We start from the raw sequence: 17,653 nt of genomic DNA, 5'->3' as shown, positions 1-17,653 counted from the left end.
GATAAATGTCTTCTTATACTAAGTCTTTATAGTAATTTCAATGTAAAAGAGTGTTATTTATTTTTTCTACCAACCCACTTCACTAAAATGACAGCGCCAATATTTACAATTAGAGTCAGTCCAAATAAAATTAATGCCAAATAGCTTAAAGCTCCTATGTGCAAACCTGGTTCAGCTTCGGCAAATTCATTAGCTAATACAGAGGGAATTGTATAACCTGGATCAAGTAAAGAAATGCTGATTTGAGCAGAGTTACCAATTACCATAGTTACAGCCATTGTTTCACCCAAAGCACGTCCTAAAGCAAGCATTGCTGCACTCACTATTCCAGAAAAGCCAGATGGTAGCAAGACTCGAAAAATTGTTTCCCAACGGGTTCCACCTAAAGCCATAGATGCACTACGTAATTCTTTAGGGATAGCCATTAAGACATCACGACTAATTGCTGCCATTGTGGGCAAAATCATGATGGCGAGAATAACTCCAGCAGTCAACATATTAGTCCCAGAAGGATCTTCTGTATTAAATAGTGGTATCCATTTAAAAGTGCTGGCTAACCACTTTTGTAAAGGTTCTAGAACTGGAATAAAGATAAAAATCGCCCATAAACCAATAATTACACTGGGAATTGCGGCAATTAATTCAACAACAAATGCTAGGATGGTTCGCAGTGATATAGGTAAAAAATTTTCACTCGTGACTAAAGCTACCGCTATTCCTACTGGGACAGCAAATAAAATAGCGATCGCACTACTTACCAAAGTTCCATAAATATAGGGTAATGCACCAAAAATCTGATTACCTGTATCCCAATCTTGTCCCCACAAAAACCCCATTCCAAACTGCTTAATGGCTGGTAGAGCTTCGTGTAAAATTACCCAACTCATTAACAATAGTACTGCAACGGTAATCACAGCAAAAAAGTATACTAGCCGTGTAAAACCTTGGTCAAACCAGAAATTTGTGCCGCTGGTAGTAGTTAGATTGAAATTTTCATCGCCTAGATTTGAATCATCTGATAAATTTGCCATTACAAATCAATAAAATAGTTTTTTCTTACTAGTAGAGCGAGTTATTAACTCAGTTTATTAGGGAGGAAAATAGTAAAATAATCCCCCTAAACCTTTTAAAAGGGGGATATATTCAAAGCATTCTTCCCTTTTTAAGGGGATAAAGGAATCTCTTGTGCGTAAGTCTTAAAAATTGTAAATTAAGGCTTGACAGAGCTATTCACTGTCTGAAGCACTCGATTTGCTACATCAGATGGAATTTTAGTGTAGTTAAGGTCATCGTTATACTGTTGACCGTCTTTTAATACCCAATTAATCCATTTCTTAATTGCATTAGCTTTAGCAGCATTAGCATACTGTTTGTAAACCATCATCCAAGTAAGACCGACAATGGGATAACCTTGTCCTGGATCTCCTACAAAAACGCGGTAGTTGTCTGGGAAAGTGACGGTTGATAAAGCTGCATTTGCAGATTCTAAAGAAGGAGCAACAAATTCTCCGTTCTTATTTTGTACTAATGCTGATTTCAGATTGTTTTTGACAGCGTAGCTATATTCTACATAACCTATAGAACCAGGAGTCCGAGCTACTATAGCAGCTACACCTGGATTTCCTTTGCCTTTGAGGACATTTGGCAGATTCCATTTTGGAGCAGTGTTAGTTCCAACTCTGCCTTTAAAATAACCGCTGATAGCACTCAAGTGATTTGTAAAAATGAAAGTTGTACCGCTACCATCGGCACGAACAGCAAATTTAATTGTTTGATTTGGTAGATTAGCACCTGGATTATCAGCTTTAATTTTTGCGTCATTCCATTTGGTAATTTGACCTGAATAAATTGCTGGTAATGTAGCGCGGGATAATTTGAGATCGTTAACGCCTGGAAGATTATAAACAACAGAAACAGCACCGCCTGCTGTAGGTACTAAGATTGCACCATTCTTGACTTTAGCGATTTCATCATCTTTCATTGCAGCATCACTACCACCAAAGTCAACAGTTCCGGCGATCACTTGACGAATACCGCCACCACTACCAATTGCTTGGTAGTTAATTTTCAAATCTGGATATTTCTTCTTTACTTCACGAGCATAGCGTTCGTAAAGCGGAGCCGGGAAAGTTGCTCCTGCACCATTGAGAGTTTCAGCTTGTGCGATCGCACCAAAAAATGGACTAAGTGCAACAGAAGTTGTCATCATTGAAGTAGCAATGACACGATTCAATATGGCGGTCGAAAAAATCATATTACCTCTGATTTAAGGAATATTTTACTGCTGTTATTCCAGTCTTAAATAAGCTACATTTTTTATGGTTAAAGTTGATTTAACAATTGATAAGCAAGACATTAAGATATGTTTAAATCTTAAATTTTAAACTTTTTTATAAATTTTGATTGATTAAATTAGTTAGTCAAAATATACTATTAAAAGTTTTCAGTATAATTTAAATAATTAAAATGTAGTAAATAATGCAATCTAGTAATTATTAATTAAATAGAAAAAATAATATTTATTACAGAATTCCCTTTAACCATCCCAAAATATCACCTACTATCAACTGTAACCTCTGGCATAATTTTAGTACTGGCAAAATAGACTCAATTTCCTCAAAAGGTAAATGAGTTTTTTATGTAGTTAGTATTTACCTTATTTTCAAATATTTTTTAAATTTGCCAATTAGAGGCTATTTAAATTGTTTCATGTTGGTTTGCGACTACAATACATTACTAAAAGTATAAATAATCCTATTCCTGCAAGATATTTAATCGGCTCAGGTACGCTGGGATTAGGTGAAAAAAAGCCTTCGATCGCACCAGCAATAATCAACATTGGTACAATCCCAAATACTAGCTGCACTGCTTGATAACCATAGAATTTCAGTGCATCCCCACGGCGATATTTACCAGGAAATAAAATTGCTCTTGCTAATAAGAATCCCGCCCCCCCAGCAAAAAAGATTGCTGGTAATTCCAAAGAACCATGCGGAAACACAAAGGCCCAAAAAGGATAAGCCAGATTATTTTGGGCAACTAAAGTACCAACAGCACCAATTAATAAACCATTAAATATCATTAAATAGGCTGTGTATGCTCCAGCAGTTATACCACCAGCGACAGCCCCAAAAGACACCGACAAATTATTGATTGCGATCCCGCTAGATGCCAGAGGTTCAACACCGACAATTGAACCCATCCATAATTTATGCTCATCTCGCACCTTGGTAATCAAGCTTTCAGGTACAATCAAAGGCATAAAGCTGGGGTTTTGCCAGGAATACCACCAAGCCACTAGTGCGCCTAATAAAAACAGTGCCGTTGCCACAGCAATGTATACAAATGCTTTCTGGACTACTGATGGTAATCCCCAACGATAAAATTCTAGGATTGCCTGCCATTCTTGTCGCCGCGAACCTTGGTAAATCTGCGTATAAGCACGAGTTGTTAAAGATTGTAAACTTTGGATCGAGGTATTGCCGATTTGCTGAGTGCGGGCACGTGCCAAATCTGCCGCTACGGAACGATATAAACTTGCTAACTCTCTAATTTCTGCTGCTCGTAGGGACTTTAACCCTTTTTTTTCTATCTGCCTTAATAAGGTATCTAAACGCTGCCAATTTGGTTCTCGTCGCGCAATCCAACGTTGAATATTCATGAATTTTGTGAACACTGAGTTTAACTTAGCTTAAGATAGCCTCAAATTCATCTCCGTAATTTCAAGGCAAATTTAGCATTATGTCTGAAAACTTTGGATCTTCTGGCCAGATACAACCACTGAGTATTGGTAACGTTGTCAGTGCTGCGGTAAAGTTGTATCGTTCTCATTTGAAGACTTATCTTAATCTGGCTGCGATCGCGCACTTGTGGATTCTAGTTCCTGTGTATGGTTGGGCAAAATATGCAGCCATCTCTGGACTCATTTCACGCTTGGCTTTTGGAGAATTAATTTACCAGCCTGAAGGTGTTCAAACTGCCAGAAGCCATATTGAGCCACGTCTTTGGTCATTTTTAAGAGTTGCTTTCCAAGTAGGTATATCAATACTTTTAATTTATCTTGGATTAGCGATCGTGGGCACTATGGTAGGTGGATTGATCGGAGGAGTATTAGGAGGGATATTAGGAGCCACCATTATGGGATTAATTGTAACGGGAGTTCTTGTGCTGTTAGGACTAACCTGGTTCTACTCCCGTTGGATAGTAGCTGAAGTCCCCTTAGCAGTTGAGGAAAATATCAATGGTGGCGAAAGTGTTGCCAGAAGTTGGGAGTTAACTAAAGCCTCAGTATTTCGCATTCAAGGCATTGTTTTAGTTGGTTTTATCGTTACAATGCCGTTGGTATTTGTATTAAACTATATACCTCGCTTATTTTTAATCAGGCTTGAGCCTGGTACTGCTATCTACTTGATTGTCTATCTTATTTCTCTGATTGGAAGTTTGATCGGTGGAGTTTTAGTCATGCCATTCTGGCAAGCACTAAAAGCTGTTTTATACTTGGACTTGCGTAGTCGGCGTGAAGGTCTAGGTTTGCAATTACGAGAACCTCCCTCGCAAGATTTTCGTTAACCCAACACCTTAATCCAACTCTATTAATTTTGAATTATTTAAAATATGCGCTTTTTTAATCGCATCACATTCCAAACTCCAGAAAGTGTAGAGTTGGAATTCACTCTAGCGGGAATCGGTAATCGAGCTTTGGCACTCCTGATTGACTATACAGTGTTGGGTGTAACTTTGCTTCTGTTTGTCCTTACTTGGAGTGTCTTCTCGACACAGCTATTAAATTTTGTTGAATATTTTTTTACAAAATTACCAAGTTTAGACATTTGGTTGTTAGCAATTTTCTTCATTATCGCCTTTGCAATTTACATCGGCTATTTTGTATTTTTTGAAACCTTATGGTTTGGGGAAACTCCTGGTAAACGATTTGCTAAAATTCGCGTAGTTCGAGATGATGGTAGACTGATCGGGTTACAACAAGCAACGCTACGTGCTTTACTGCGACCCTTTGATGAAACTTTGTTTATTGGTGCTTTTTTAATTATGTTGGGTAGCCGTGAAAAGCGCTTAGGTGATTTGGCTGCTGGCACAATTGTCATTCAAGTCCAAGCACCCACTGCATCTGCAAGATTGACAATTTCAGAACAGGCAAAAGGACTTCATGAACACTTAATCGAAATTGCTGATTTTTCGCAATTGATGCCAGATGATTTTGCTGTGATTCGCGAGTATTTACAGCGACGTAGTGCAATGTCGTTAAAGGCAAGAGCATCACTATCTCTCAAGCTAGCCGAGCAAGTTAAAGCTATTATTCATTTAGAAAAATTGCCAGAAGCTGTTACGCCTGATGTATTTTTAGAAGCAATTTACCTCGGTTATCAACAACGGAAATTTTAAGCTAATTAATAATGAGTAGTCAGTAGTCAGTGAGTGGAAACTATTGACTACTAACTACTAACTAATTACTTAAAAATCTAAAATCGGCCAGTCTGGTTCACGATAATAACGTGTCATGTTGTCAAACTTTCGCAATTCAACACGATCAATCAAAAATTCTGGCAAATTTAACAGCCATTGTTCATTCAATTGAGAAAGCATAGTGCTGAAGCTTATGCGGTCTAGGTCAGATGTAACCTCCCCAAAATAGGCTAATGTAACATGGGCTGTGAAGTGATAATGCTGCTCAATACCCAAGGCAATTAACTTGGGATTTTGATAAATTATTCGGCGAAATTGAATAATTTCCTCGTAACAGCGTTCATCTTGGGGGACTAAACAAATGGCTACAGCTCTTGGCATCAGTATTAGTCCTAACATTTGCCATTTAATTGGATGACTCCTGTTTGTCATCAATTGTTGATATTTTTGAAATATTTCAGCTAAACAAGAGTGTAACTCCTCGTCAAATTTAGGATTTTTTTCGTAGGCATCAAGGTAAGCATTGTCCCAAATTAAATCCGCTAAAGTTAGATGGAAGCTAGCGGGAGGTACAGGTACAATCAAATTACGGTTTACAGGCAACTGCAAAAGTTCCTGTTGATAAGTCTGTAATTTGGCATAGAAAGCAGAGTTGTGTGATTCTTCTTCTGCCGGCGGGGTAGTTAGCGTATAGCCAGGAAAGGATGCTGCTTGTCTCAACCCAGAATGTGGCTGAAACTTAGAAGATTCCTGAATACGCTGGGCTTGGGATCTGTAGGCTTCAGGCAGCGTCAGTCTTGCTAACCGATTTAAGTAAGTTTGATAGTTGTCGTCCAATCTTCATAGCCTCACGCTCTCACTTGATAGATTTTAGGGAAAATTATCTTGATTAACAGAATGATTTCAAAAGTATTTAATTTTTCGGAGTGGGGAGCAAAGGAGACAAGGGGACAAGGGGGACAAGTTTCTCCCTTGTCCCCCTCTTCCTTGTCTACCTCGTCTCTTCTCAATGCCCAATGCCCATCTACTACAAGGTTTATCTATGCCAATCTATGTTTACTGGGGTGAAGATGATTTTGCGATGGAAAAAGCGATCGCTCTTTTGCGCGATCGCGTCCTCGATCCCCAATGGACAAGTTTTAATTACACTGCATTCTCCCCAGATCGAGCTGATGCTGCTATCCAGGGGTTAAATCAGGTGATGACGCCTACTTTTGGCGCTGGTGGGCGCTTGGTATGGCTGATAAATACTACTCTGTGTCAGCACTGTCCAGAGAATGTGTTGGCAGAATTAGGGCGATCGCTAAGAGTCATTCCCGAAAACTCATTTTTATTGCTCACCAGCCGCAATAAGCCAGATGAACGCCTCAAATCCACAAAATTGTTAAAACAGTTTGCTACCGAATTCCGAGAATTTCCCCTTATCCCACCTTGGAAAACAGAATTACTGGTGCAATCTGTCAATCAAGCAGCCCAGACAGTGGGCGTGAAACTGACTGCCAACACTTCCCATTTCTTAGCAGAATCTGTAGGAAATGATACACGCCTACTTTCTAATGAGTTAGAGAAATTGCGGCTATATGCCCAAGATAGCAATAAGCCTCTAGACATAGATACTGTTACGAAGTTAGTAAGAAATACTACTCAAAATAGCTTACAATTAGCAGCAGCAATCAGAACAGGAGATACAGCTAAAGCTTTGACAACCTTGGCAGATTTGAGCAATGCTTCCGAGCCAGAATTACGGATAGTTACAACACTGATTGGACAATTTCGTACCTGGCTGTGGGTAAAGATTATGATAGAAAGTGGGGAACGGAATCAACAAGCGATCGCTATTGCCGCTGATATCGGTAATCCCAAACGGATTTACTTTTTACAGCAAGAAATCAAGCTGCTTTCTGTGCAACAGTTAATCTCTTGCTTACCCTTACTGCTGGAATTAGAAGTCAGCCTTAAGCAAGGAGCATCAGAAATGTCAACACTCCAGACTAAAGTAATCGAACTTTGTCAAGTATGCCGAGGAAATTGACAATCAAATATAAAAGCTTGATGTATTGAGCAGTTCCTGGAACTTCCAACTCCGAAAATAATTCAAAGTTCTTATAATATCCCTGATCTAGTTCTGTATCACACACTATATGAAGAAAATTTCTGATTTATTTTCTCGAACTAGCCGAAAGCGAACCCTTTCGCGATCATTATTTTTCGGCGCGATCGCTAGTGTAAGTGTGATTTCCAACGCTTTTTCATTGAGTTCCAAAGCTGACGCTCAAACTCCACCACCAATAGTTAACAATACTGAAATCGACAGTTACGCTCAAGCTGTGCTAGCAATGGAGCCAGCCCGTCAAAATGCCTTTGAAGAAATTAAAAAACTTATTGGCAATGGAGAAATTCCCAATATTGTCTGCAACGATTCTAATAGCATAAATGGTCTTCCAAGGAAGGCTCAAGATATTGCAGTGAACTACTGTAACCACGCTCAAAAAATTGTCGAAGATAATGGTTTGAAATTTGAACAGTTCAACAAAATTACTATAGAACTACAAAATAATACTATCTTAAAAAGGCAGGTTTACAATACCCTATTACGGCTGCAACAACCTCCTGAGTCTCGCTGAGTATAAGAGCTACTTCAATCAAAGCACATAGTAAGTAAGTAGCTAATTACTATAGGAATCATAACTCAATTATTCTGACATTACAGCAGTCCTATCTAATTCATGAAAAATATAGAAAAGGAAACGAAACTCCTTCTCTATGAGACACTATGTGTAGCTTGCTTCTCCGTAGAGGTACGCGCAGCGTCTTGTAGAGAAGGAGGCAAAGGTAAGAAAGAGATATATAATTCAATACAGTTCAGATCAGCCCAAAGCCCAGATGTAGAGACGCGATAAATTGCGTCTTTAAAAACCAAGTATTTATACGAGTAATTTTTAACTGGTATCATGTCCGTTTGATTACTTATTAAACCCCAAGAACCCCACCCCGCCAAAGCTGCGCTTTGTCTCCCCTCCCCGCTTGCGGGGAGGGGGTTGGGGGTGGGGTGCAATGACTGTGGGAATCATAACTAATTATACGGACATGATATGAACCAGATTGATATATCCCTCTTCTGTCACTTTCCGGAAGGGCGATCGCTAAAAGCCCCATGAGGCAATCAATACAAGCTATACTATTAGAAAAAAATCGGTCTTGTATTTGTTATTAGAAAATAATCGCGCAATCGCCTGCTATACAAAAGCTCTAGAATTTAAAAATGGCAAAAGTTTTCGGAGAGTGACAGAAGAAAGATATAGCATTTTGCATCTAAATGAAGTACATCCTTTACCCCCCTTAATCTCCCCTTGTAAAGGGGGGAAATTCCCAATTTAGTTCCCTCCCCTTTCCAAGGGGAGGGTTAGGGAGGGGTATTTTTGTACTTCATTAACTTGCAATCTGCTGTATATTTTCATAAATGATTTCAGACTGCTATTTATAAATTTTGATATTAGAAAAAAGCGAATGAGGCATTGGGCAGAAATTAATTCATATCCCCCAATGCTTTATTTTTAAGTTCGTCCAACAAGCCTAGCCACTACTGTAGCTAACTCAGCTGCTTCAATAGGTTTAGGTAAATGCAGTTGATAACCCTCTTGTATAGCTCGCATCCGATCCTCTGCCCTAGTATCAGCTATCAAAGCTGCGGCTGGAATATTTCCCCCTAGTTCTGGTGGTTGCGATCGCACTTTACGGATCAAAGAATAACCATCTTCCTGGAGCATACTGATATCACTGACTAAAGCATCTGGTTTCCACTGTGTAATTAATTGCAATGCTTCTGCAACTGATGCTACAGCTTTAACTTCGGCTTGGCATTGTTCTAGGATTGTAGTGATGAATTCACAGGTATCGGCTTGGTCATCTACAACCAGCACGCGCACACCAAGGAGGGAAACAGGCAAAGGAACAGAGGGGGGCAGAGGGGCAAAAGGACGGAGGTGGACACTCTTGAGAAGCGGTAGTTTGACAGTAAACGTCGCTCCTTGTTCTTTACCTGGACTATCTGCACGGACAGTACCGCCATGTAATTCTACTAAATGACGGACAATCGCTAAACCTAATCCTAATCCACCATAGATTCTAGTATTAGAACTATCAGCTTGACGAAAGCGATCAAAGACGTAAGCAAGAAAATCAGGACTGATCCCAATACCTGTATCAATCACCTGAACTTGAGCATATTTATCTGTTGTCTGTTGTTTTTCTTGTCCATTAATTACCGACAATTGCACCTCTACCCTTCCTCCAACGGGTGTAAATTTGATGGCATTGGATACCAGATTCCAGATAATTTGTTGCAAGCGCTCGAAATCTCCAGAAACTAAATATTGAGAATTTTCACTCAGCTTGCTGTCTTCTAAATGTTGATTGGTTTGAGATTGTGCTGCTGAAAATTCGAGATTTTCGTGATTAACTCCTAATCCCCAATCTGAATTTGGCGCGAAAGTGACCACGGGGAGTATCCCCGGTGGCGCATTTCGCGTTTCTTTTGAGGGAATCAGGGAAAATCTCAAATCGATTTCCTTGGATTGGGCGGCTAAACTAACAGTCTTGATGGCTGACTCAATTATGGGAACTAAATTACAAGTACGAACATCGAGGCGTAACTTACCTCTATTCATTCGTGATATATCCAGCAAGTCTTCAACTAACTGGGTTTGCGCTTTAGCGTTGCGCTCAATTGTCTCCGTTGCTTTAGCCATTTGGGTATCACTGAGCTTGCTTCGTTGCAGTAATTGCGCCCAGCCAAGGATGGCATTGAGGGGCGATCGCAATTCGTGGGACAATATCCCTAGAAACTCATCCTTCATCCGGTTAGCTTCTTGCAACTGCTCAGTTTGTTGTTGCAAAGAAGCAATTAAACTAGCCCGTTCTATTGCGATCGCTATTTGGTCGCATACTGCTTGCATCATTCCTTTTTGATTGTCGGTGAAGCTCAACAGAGTGCGGCTGCCAAAAGAAAGAGTACCCAACAACCGTCCTTGGGCGAGCAATGGGTATGCATAATAAGCTCTAATTCCAAAAGAACGAATCAATTCTGTTTTCGGGTCAATTGATTGCTGCACATTCTCTAGAGCAATAGCACAACGCTCTTGGGCTACAGTCCCACAAACCGCTTTACCAAATCCTAAAAACTCGATTTGGTTTGCTAGTTCTGGGGAAATGCCACTGTAAGACTCTAGCCGCATTACCTGAGAGTTATCCTCAACCAAATAGTTAAAGTAAATATCTAAACCAATTTGCTCTCTTAGTTTTTGGTAGACGCTATCGATTAGTACTACTGGTTGCTGACTCGATAATAAATCGTTGGCTGTGTCAAATAGTAGGTTTAGTCTTTTGTAACCTAACGAGAGTGCTTTTTCTACCCGTTTGAGGTTGCTGATTTCTTGGAACACCAGTATACAGGTAGCCGGATGACCGTGCATTGCTGGCAAGGTATCAGCAAATACTAGTAGAGAGCGCACGCCAGCGGGAGTGTGCCAGTCCACCTCCAATCCATTCAGGCGTTCGCCACGAGCAACCCGCACTCCTGGCATCAGTTCATTGGGGATGCGATCGCCAGCGGCATCTGTATAGTAGTAAACTGTGTGATAATCTTCGGCGGGTACACCTTTGGGAAATTCGCCCCCAGCTAATTCGTTAGCAGAGCGATTGGCAAAAGTTACCCGCCCCGTTCCTGGTTCGATAAATAGCAACGGTCTTGGCATCAGATTTAACACATTCTCTAGCCATTTTTGCTGATTTAGGAGTACTTCTTCTGCCTGTTTGCGCTCCGTAATATCTAAAAATGCACCAACGCTTCCTCTAGTTTTACCCTCTTCGTCAAACAGAGGTGCAACGTACTCCAACAAGTTGATGATTTTGCCATTGTCATGGACGACATCAAGTTCACAATCCAGAACTTCGACACCATAAGCAGCAGAGTACTGCATTGGAAGTTCTTCTGTTGACAGTTCCCTTCCCTCGCGGTAAATTTTAAAGTTTGTTGGTCTTTCGTCCAAGTCAGCACTGAGGGAGGCATTTGCATCTGAGGATATTCCCAACTGCTTGCCAAAAGAAGGGTTGACCTTAATATTTTGGCATTCTGGATCTTCGGCAATGCCAATTCCAATGGGAATTACTTCCAACAAAGTTTGTAATTCAGTAATGCGGCGCTGTAGATCCCTGTTTAGCTGTAAGATTTGTTCCTGGGTCTGCTTTTGCTCGCTGATGTCACGAGTCACAGTTGCTAAGGCAATTGGCTGACCTGTTTTATCATCTGTAACAGTGAAGACGTTGTAATCAACTGGTATCGGTTGACCTGTTTGGAGATGCTGGAAGCAGAATTCTCCCTGCCAGCGCCCTTCTGATAGCACAGTCGGCAATATATATTTTTGGAAATAGGCTTTGTCTTTGGGCATGAAGTAATCTAATACTACTTTTTGCCTTACTTCATTCAGGTTGGCAAACCCTACCAACTTTTGACCTGCATCATTTATGTAGAGTAATTGACCCTCAAGGGTGGCAATGCTGATAAAATCAGAGCTATTTTCTACCAGCAATGCTAATTTTTGTTGTTCTGCTTCTGCTTGTTTGCGTTCGCTCAAATCGAGGATAAACGCTACTGACTCTTCGCGGTTTTCTCCTAGCAACACGTAACCAACTAAAACCGGGATGCGCCTACCATCCTTGTGAATATATTCTTTCTCGTAGGGCGTACAAGTAGCGTTGGTGTTTCCCTTTGCTTCGGCAACACCTCGCTCATCCAAGTATAGATACTCTGGTGGTGTGATATTGCTCCAACTTAATTTACCAGCTAACAAATCCTCCTGTGTGTAACCAATCATCCTCAATAATTCGTCGTTTGCCTGCTGGATACCGCCATACACATCGCCAAACATAATCCCGATGACGTTAGAATCTACAAAGCTTCCCAGTTTAGCTTCGTAGGTTCTCAGTGCTTCTTGGGCAAGGTCGCGTTGATCGTTGAGGCGTTCAATAACCCTGGCACTTTGCCAAATCAAAATAGTAAAAATTACAATCACAACGATCGCAAACACCGATACTGCAAATGCCAGATCGTATTGTCCTGCCCGTTGACCTTCGACAATTACCCATCCCAGTATAAAAGGTACTGCGATCGCAGCAACTAGTAAACGACGTGCAAGTAAGCCGCCGTAACTATCACTTGTAACTACCCTCATTAATCCCTGTTCTGCCCGCACCCACAGAATACCCATACTTAGCAAGAGGAACAACACCGTTGTGTGTAACGCCATTGATGTTGTATGAGGGGCAAGTCTGTAGAGAACTTTCACTTTGTAGGCATGACCCATCAGCGCTTGAAAGGAAATTAAAGTAGCAATCAGAGCGATAATTTGGGCATACCAATAACTGCGGTGGGTTTTTGGATGAATCAGAATCTGTAAAGCGACACTGACCAGTATAAAGTTCAATGCTGTGTTCACCCCCATTCGCCCCGGATGCAATGTCGCTATACTAGTTCGCAAATCACGGAAAACCAGCTCATCAATGCCGAGATTCCAACCGAACAGATATTGACAAAGAGTGAGTGCTGCAATTGTGGTGACAGCTATTGCACAGACCTGAGAGATAAGAAGAGTGGGGAAATGGGTAAATAATTTTGAGTCGCACCCTTGGTGCGCTGACAGCGCAACTTGAATTTTGAATTTTGAATTGTTTTCCCCTGCTCCCCTGCTCCCCTGCTCTGCTAAAAATAGCCAAAGTGAAACACCACACAACACAAAACAAAGCGCTGTGTTGACTTTCATGGCAGGACTACCAAGGAAGCCATGCTTAAAAACTTCAATACCAAAACACCAGCCAACTAATACCAAGCTGCCAACAAAAATAGCGATCGCACTTGCGACTCTTGCCACAAATATATTTTGTAGAGACTTTAAATCTATCTTGCAGCCGCAAGCGGTTAATATTTAACATTGAGTGTTTTCTAACCGCATCTATCTAGCGTAGTAAACTTACGTATTTCTTACGATTTAACCATTTATATCCTTTGTATTATATTTTACGCCTTGACTTATTTTTCATCTACCCTTATGCATATTTTTTTCTTGCACAAATTAAAATAGGAAATAATGGTGGTTCAAAAAACCACCTTTGCGAGTATTTCAAAATTGCAGAGTACGAGGCTTGCCATCGTCTTGGAAACGTTGTTCTCCAATACTAACTAGTTCTACAATCACTTGACGGAGTGGAGGTGTCCATTCGCCAACTCTTGCTCCAATTTCTACTACTGTTTGATTAGATTCAGTGAATACGCTGATGTTTGTCAGGGAAAAAATTTTGTCTTGATACTCGTTTGTCTGTCCATCATCTTCAAATAACTGATATTCGTTGTTACCAGGCCAAATCCGTAATCGGATCTCGTCGAGTGGGGCTTGATCGACGTATTGGCTGACAGGTTGCATAGGGACGATCGCACCGCTACGAACATACAGTGGCATTGTTTCTAATGGTGCATGAGCAAGAATGTGAATCGGGCCTTCATAACGCTCACCACTCCACCAATCATACCAAGTGCCGACGGGTAAGTAGACAGCTCGATGCTCAACTCCAGGGCGGTAAATTGGTGCAGCCATCAGCGACGCACCTAGCAATACTTGATCGTAGAGGCTATAGGTTTTCGGATCGTTGGGGAAATGGTACAATAATGGTCTTAAAATCGGTGCGCCCGTTGTTGCCGCTTGCCAGAAAAGACTATAAATGTAGGGAAGAAGTTGATAACGTAGATTAATATATTCTCGACAGATATTTTCAACGCGATCGCCAAATACCCAAGGTTCATGACGAGCAGTAGACATCGCCGAGTGACCGCGCATCAATGGGTAAAGCATTCCTACTTGCATCCACCGAGCGAATAATTCAGCGGTGGCGTTACCAGCAAACCCGCCAATATCACAACCCACAAACCCCACGCCCGAAAGTCCCATGTTACAAAGCATCGGCAGAGACATTTCTAAATGCTCCCACAACGATTGGTTATCTCCCATCCACACAGAAGACCAGCGTTGCACACCAGCATAACCCGATCGCGTCAACACAAAAGATCGTTCTGAACCTCGATGCCGTCGTAATCCTTCATAACAAGCTTTAGCCATCATCAACCCATACAAATTATGTACTTCTATATGAGTTGAAGAAGATGCAGGGATATCCCCCTTGTCCCCCTTCGGGTTCGCCAGTCCCCCAGACGCTCGAAGACTCGCTAACGCTGCGCTATCGTGACGGAGACCGCCAAGACGGGGGCTGGTCTCACCTTGTCCCCCTTGTCCTCCCTGCGGTGCATCTAGCGGAAACCAAATCTTTTCACCTTCATCGCCGAAAGGGCGATTGTTTATGGCAGGTTCATTCATATCATTCCAAATTCCTGCCACACCAATATCAGTTAGGCTTTTGTGTAAATCAGCCCACCAGTTACTCACATCAGGACGTAAAAAATCAGGAAAAACAGCTTTCTCAGGCCAAACGTAGCCGTGGAACAATGTACCATCGGCTTTACGTACAAAATAGTCGTTTTCTAATCCTTGGTCAAAAACATCATAATTCCCTTCTGGTTCATACTTTACACCAGGGTCAATGATTGTGACTGTTTTGAAACCATCCTGTGCTAAATCACTGATGAGTTTTGCCGCATTGGGGAAACGCTGGGGACTCCAGGTAAATACTCGATAACCCCGCATATAGTCAATATCCAAGTGGATAACATCACAGGGAATACGACGCTGGCGAAATTCCTTTGCTAGTTCCCGCACAACGGTTTCTGATTCGTAACTCCAACGACATTGATGATAACCTAGCGCCCATTTCGGCGGTAATGGCATTCTTCCAGTTAGCTGAGTGTATGTGTCAAGGATTTGGGCAGGTTCGGGACCGTAAATAATGTAATAATCCAATTCACCGCCACGAGTTTCCATCTTCCAAATACCTGGTTGTTCAGCACCAATATCGAACTGACTCCAAAAAGTGGTGTTGAAAAAGATACCATAGCTTACCTCTGGGCGCAAAGCCATAAAAAATGGAATTGCCTGGTACATTTCATCAGTCAGGGCATCATAATCTAAAGCATCCTTTGTCCAGTTGGTTTTTACTTCGCTGAGTTTATCCAGAAAGCCTGTGCGTTCACCAAAACCATAGAAATGTTCATCGGCTGCAATTTGTTTCCACCCTGCAACTGCACCCATCCGCCAACCCATTCCCATATCTGCATCTTGGGCAAAAGGACGATTAGCTTTGTCGAAACAGGCGATGCGACACTTTTCTCGCTGGACGCACACACGAATCTGTGCTGTTTCAATTTCTATCGTTGCTTCAGTTTCCCGGACTGTAAAAGGTGTTGTCGTCCATTCTGCATCATCCAGCGTCACTGCCCAAGAGCGGCGGGGCACAAATTCCCCAGTCAGTGCCAAACGCACGCGGATTAAATTGGGAGCAAGTACGCTGATGGTAAAACGTGAGTCCCCACAGTCAAAATTAATAATATTATTGTCCCAGGTTACAGCTTTTACATTGCCGATGGTTGTCCAAGGTTGATTAGTAGTGGGTAGTTTTCCGAAATATTGCGGCATATCAGTTATTCAGCAGGTTAACACTTGTCCGCATTTCATGATTACAGAGATACTTAGTCTCAAAATCTTTCTTTCGCTATAAGTTCGGTGATAGATTAGCAGATATTTTTTAGCAACAGTGGTTTTCTGTAATCCACAAGTTTGTATCGTTACCACAGTAAATACCAATACGCTTGGATTAAGGAAATTTATCTGTTGAGGCTGACAGGGGAAGCAGGATAAACCAGAGGCTACAAATTTATGATTAACTGTACTAAGTAATTATGGTTGTAGGAGCTAATAAAATTATGAGATTTTTCAACTTTTGTTATATCAGCCTCCCACTAATAAGCTTTGCATTACTAGGGTGGATAGCGCCAAGAGCTGATGCAGCACTTTTAGTAGGGAGTTTTAATAATAACTCCATTCTGCGCTACGACGAAAAAACGGGAGAATTCATTGATGACTTTGTTCCTTCAGGTAGTGGCGGACTACAGGGAACAACTGGTTTAACTATTGGGCCCGATAAAAATCTCTATGTTAGTAGTATTTTGAGCGGTAGCATCAAACGTTACGACGGAAAAACAGGGAATTTCATTAGTAGCTTCGTTCCTTCAAACAGTGGCGGACTAGATTCACCTGAAGACTTGGTTTTTGGACCTGACAGTAACCTCTATGTTACCAGTATTAACAGTCGCACTAGTAATAGTGTTCTACGCTACAATGGGCAAACAGGAGCATTTATCAATGCCTTCGTCCCTTCAGGTAGCGGTGGACTCAGTGCACCTTTTGGTTTGAGCTTTGGTTCAGATGGGAACCTTTACGTCGGTAGTAGTCTGACTGATAGTGTTTTAAGGTACAACGGGCAAACAGGAGCTTTTATCGATACTTTTGCTACAGAGGAAAAAGGATCGGAACCTAGTGGCTTGAGCTTTGGACCAGACGGTAATCTCTATATTGCTAACTTTCGGGCTAATAATATCTTGCGCTATAACGGTAAGACAGGAGCTTTTATCGACACTTTTGTCTCATCTGGCAGTGGCGGACTTAACGGCCCTGTAAAGCCAATCTTTGGTAGTGACGGCAACCTCTACGTTAGTGGTTTAAATAGTAACAATGTATTGCGTTACGACGGCAAGACAGGAGCTTTTATTGACACCTTTGTCTCTGCCGGTAGAGGTGGGTTGAATGGGGCTGGCTTTTTGGCTTTCACTGAAGACAGCACTGTTGTTCCTGAACCTAGAATGGATCTAGCTGTATTGGTGGTTAGTGCTGTGCTAGGAATAGGCAAGGTAGTTAGCCGTAAGCAGAAAGCCACATCATAAAAATCCAGCAATTAAGCTTTCTCCTAAAAGGTCATTTATAAAGTAAAAATAAAATTATTGTAGGGTATGTTAGGCGCATATTTCGATATATAGCAAAGTGCTGTTAGCGTCAGCGGGGCGTTTAGCCCGTGCTGAGTATAAACAAGCGTGAAATCAAGGCTTTTAGCAATCAACATTGTCCTAACCTATGTGGCTACGGCTATATCCCTCTCCTAAGAAACCGTATTTACTTCGGGCTGAGGAACAAGCTCAAAACCTAAAGCTAGAGCCTTTTTTTGGAGGTTATTAATAACTCGT

Annotated in this window: 11 protein-coding genes; 5 read left to right on the top strand and 6 right to left on the bottom strand. The window is 41.4% G+C overall.

Annotated features, from left to right (window positions below):
- Positions 1–53: 53 nt before the first annotated feature.
- The 3 genes from pstC to V7K56_RS23005 form a co-directional block, all read right to left on the bottom strand.
- Positions 54–1,031 carry a phosphate ABC transporter permease subunit PstC gene (gene pstC, locus V7K56_RS23015; RefSeq protein WP_334913927.1) on the bottom strand — a complete coding sequence of 326 codons (978 nt, stop codon included), beginning with the start codon at positions 1,029–1,031 and terminating at the stop codon, positions 54–56.
- Between the two features lie 179 nt (positions 1,032–1,210).
- Positions 1,211–2,254: a phosphate ABC transporter substrate-binding protein PstS gene (gene pstS, locus V7K56_RS23010; protein WP_334913925.1), complete on the bottom strand. Its 1,044-nt coding sequence runs from the start codon at positions 2,252–2,254 to the stop codon at positions 1,211–1,213.
- Between the two features lie 453 nt (positions 2,255–2,707).
- A complete protein-coding gene (locus V7K56_RS23005; RefSeq protein ID WP_334913923.1) occupies positions 2,708–3,661 on the bottom strand; it encodes a stage II sporulation protein M in 954 nt (317 codons plus the stop codon).
- 80 nt (positions 3,662–3,741) lie between these two features.
- Here V7K56_RS23005 and V7K56_RS23000 point away from each other — a divergent pair, with 80 nt between their 5' ends.
- Positions 3,742–4,569, top strand: a complete 828-nt coding sequence (locus V7K56_RS23000) for a hypothetical protein (RefSeq protein WP_334913921.1) — start codon at positions 3,742–3,744, stop codon at positions 4,567–4,569.
- A 45-nt stretch (positions 4,570–4,614) separates the two neighbouring features.
- Positions 4,615–5,400, top strand: a complete 786-nt coding sequence (locus tag V7K56_RS22995; RefSeq protein ID WP_334913919.1) for an RDD family protein — start codon at positions 4,615–4,617, stop codon at positions 5,398–5,400.
- A gap of 69 nt (positions 5,401–5,469) precedes the next feature.
- Here the strand turns inward: V7K56_RS22995 and V7K56_RS22990 are convergent, their stop codons facing one another.
- On the bottom strand, positions 5,470–6,258 hold the full coding sequence (locus V7K56_RS22990; RefSeq protein WP_334913917.1) for a DUF1868 domain-containing protein: 789 nt from the start codon (positions 6,256–6,258) through the stop codon (positions 5,470–5,472).
- 205 nt (positions 6,259–6,463) lie between these two features.
- On the opposite strand from V7K56_RS22990, the gene holA reads away from it, so the two are divergent.
- Together holA and V7K56_RS22980 are read left to right on the top strand one after the other, a co-directional pair.
- Positions 6,464–7,453 carry a DNA polymerase III subunit delta gene (gene holA / locus V7K56_RS22985; RefSeq protein WP_334913915.1) on the top strand — a complete coding sequence of 330 codons (990 nt, stop codon included), beginning with the start codon at positions 6,464–6,466 and terminating at the stop codon, positions 7,451–7,453.
- A gap of 109 nt (positions 7,454–7,562) precedes the next feature.
- Positions 7,563–8,045: a DUF4168 domain-containing protein gene (locus tag V7K56_RS22980; protein WP_334913913.1), complete on the top strand. Its 483-nt coding sequence runs from the start codon at positions 7,563–7,565 to the stop codon at positions 8,043–8,045.
- A 930-nt stretch (positions 8,046–8,975) separates the two neighbouring features.
- On the opposite strand, the gene V7K56_RS22975 is transcribed toward V7K56_RS22980, so the two are convergent.
- Together V7K56_RS22975 and V7K56_RS22970 are read right to left on the bottom strand one after the other, a co-directional pair.
- Positions 8,976–13,346 (bottom strand): PAS domain S-box protein, encoded by a 4,371-nt coding sequence (locus V7K56_RS22975; protein ID WP_334913911.1) that lies wholly within the window; start codon positions 13,344–13,346, stop codon positions 8,976–8,978.
- Positions 13,347–13,595: 249 nt separating this feature from the next.
- Entirely contained in the window at positions 13,596–16,052 is a 2,457-nt protein-coding gene (locus V7K56_RS22970) for a glycoside hydrolase family 31 protein (RefSeq protein WP_334913909.1), read from the bottom strand.
- A 287-nt stretch (positions 16,053–16,339) separates the two neighbouring features.
- Between V7K56_RS22970 and V7K56_RS22965 the strand changes: the two genes are divergently transcribed.
- Entirely contained in the window at positions 16,340–17,356 is a 1,017-nt protein-coding gene (locus tag V7K56_RS22965; RefSeq protein WP_334913908.1) for a Vgb family protein, read from the top strand.
- Positions 17,357–17,653: the final 297 nt, after the last annotated feature.

The organism is Nostoc sp., assembly GCF_036917535.1.
Taxonomy (GTDB): Bacteria; Cyanobacteriota; Cyanobacteriia; order Cyanobacteriales; family Nostocaceae; genus Nostoc.
This window is presented reverse-complemented; position numbering and strand designations above follow the sequence as displayed.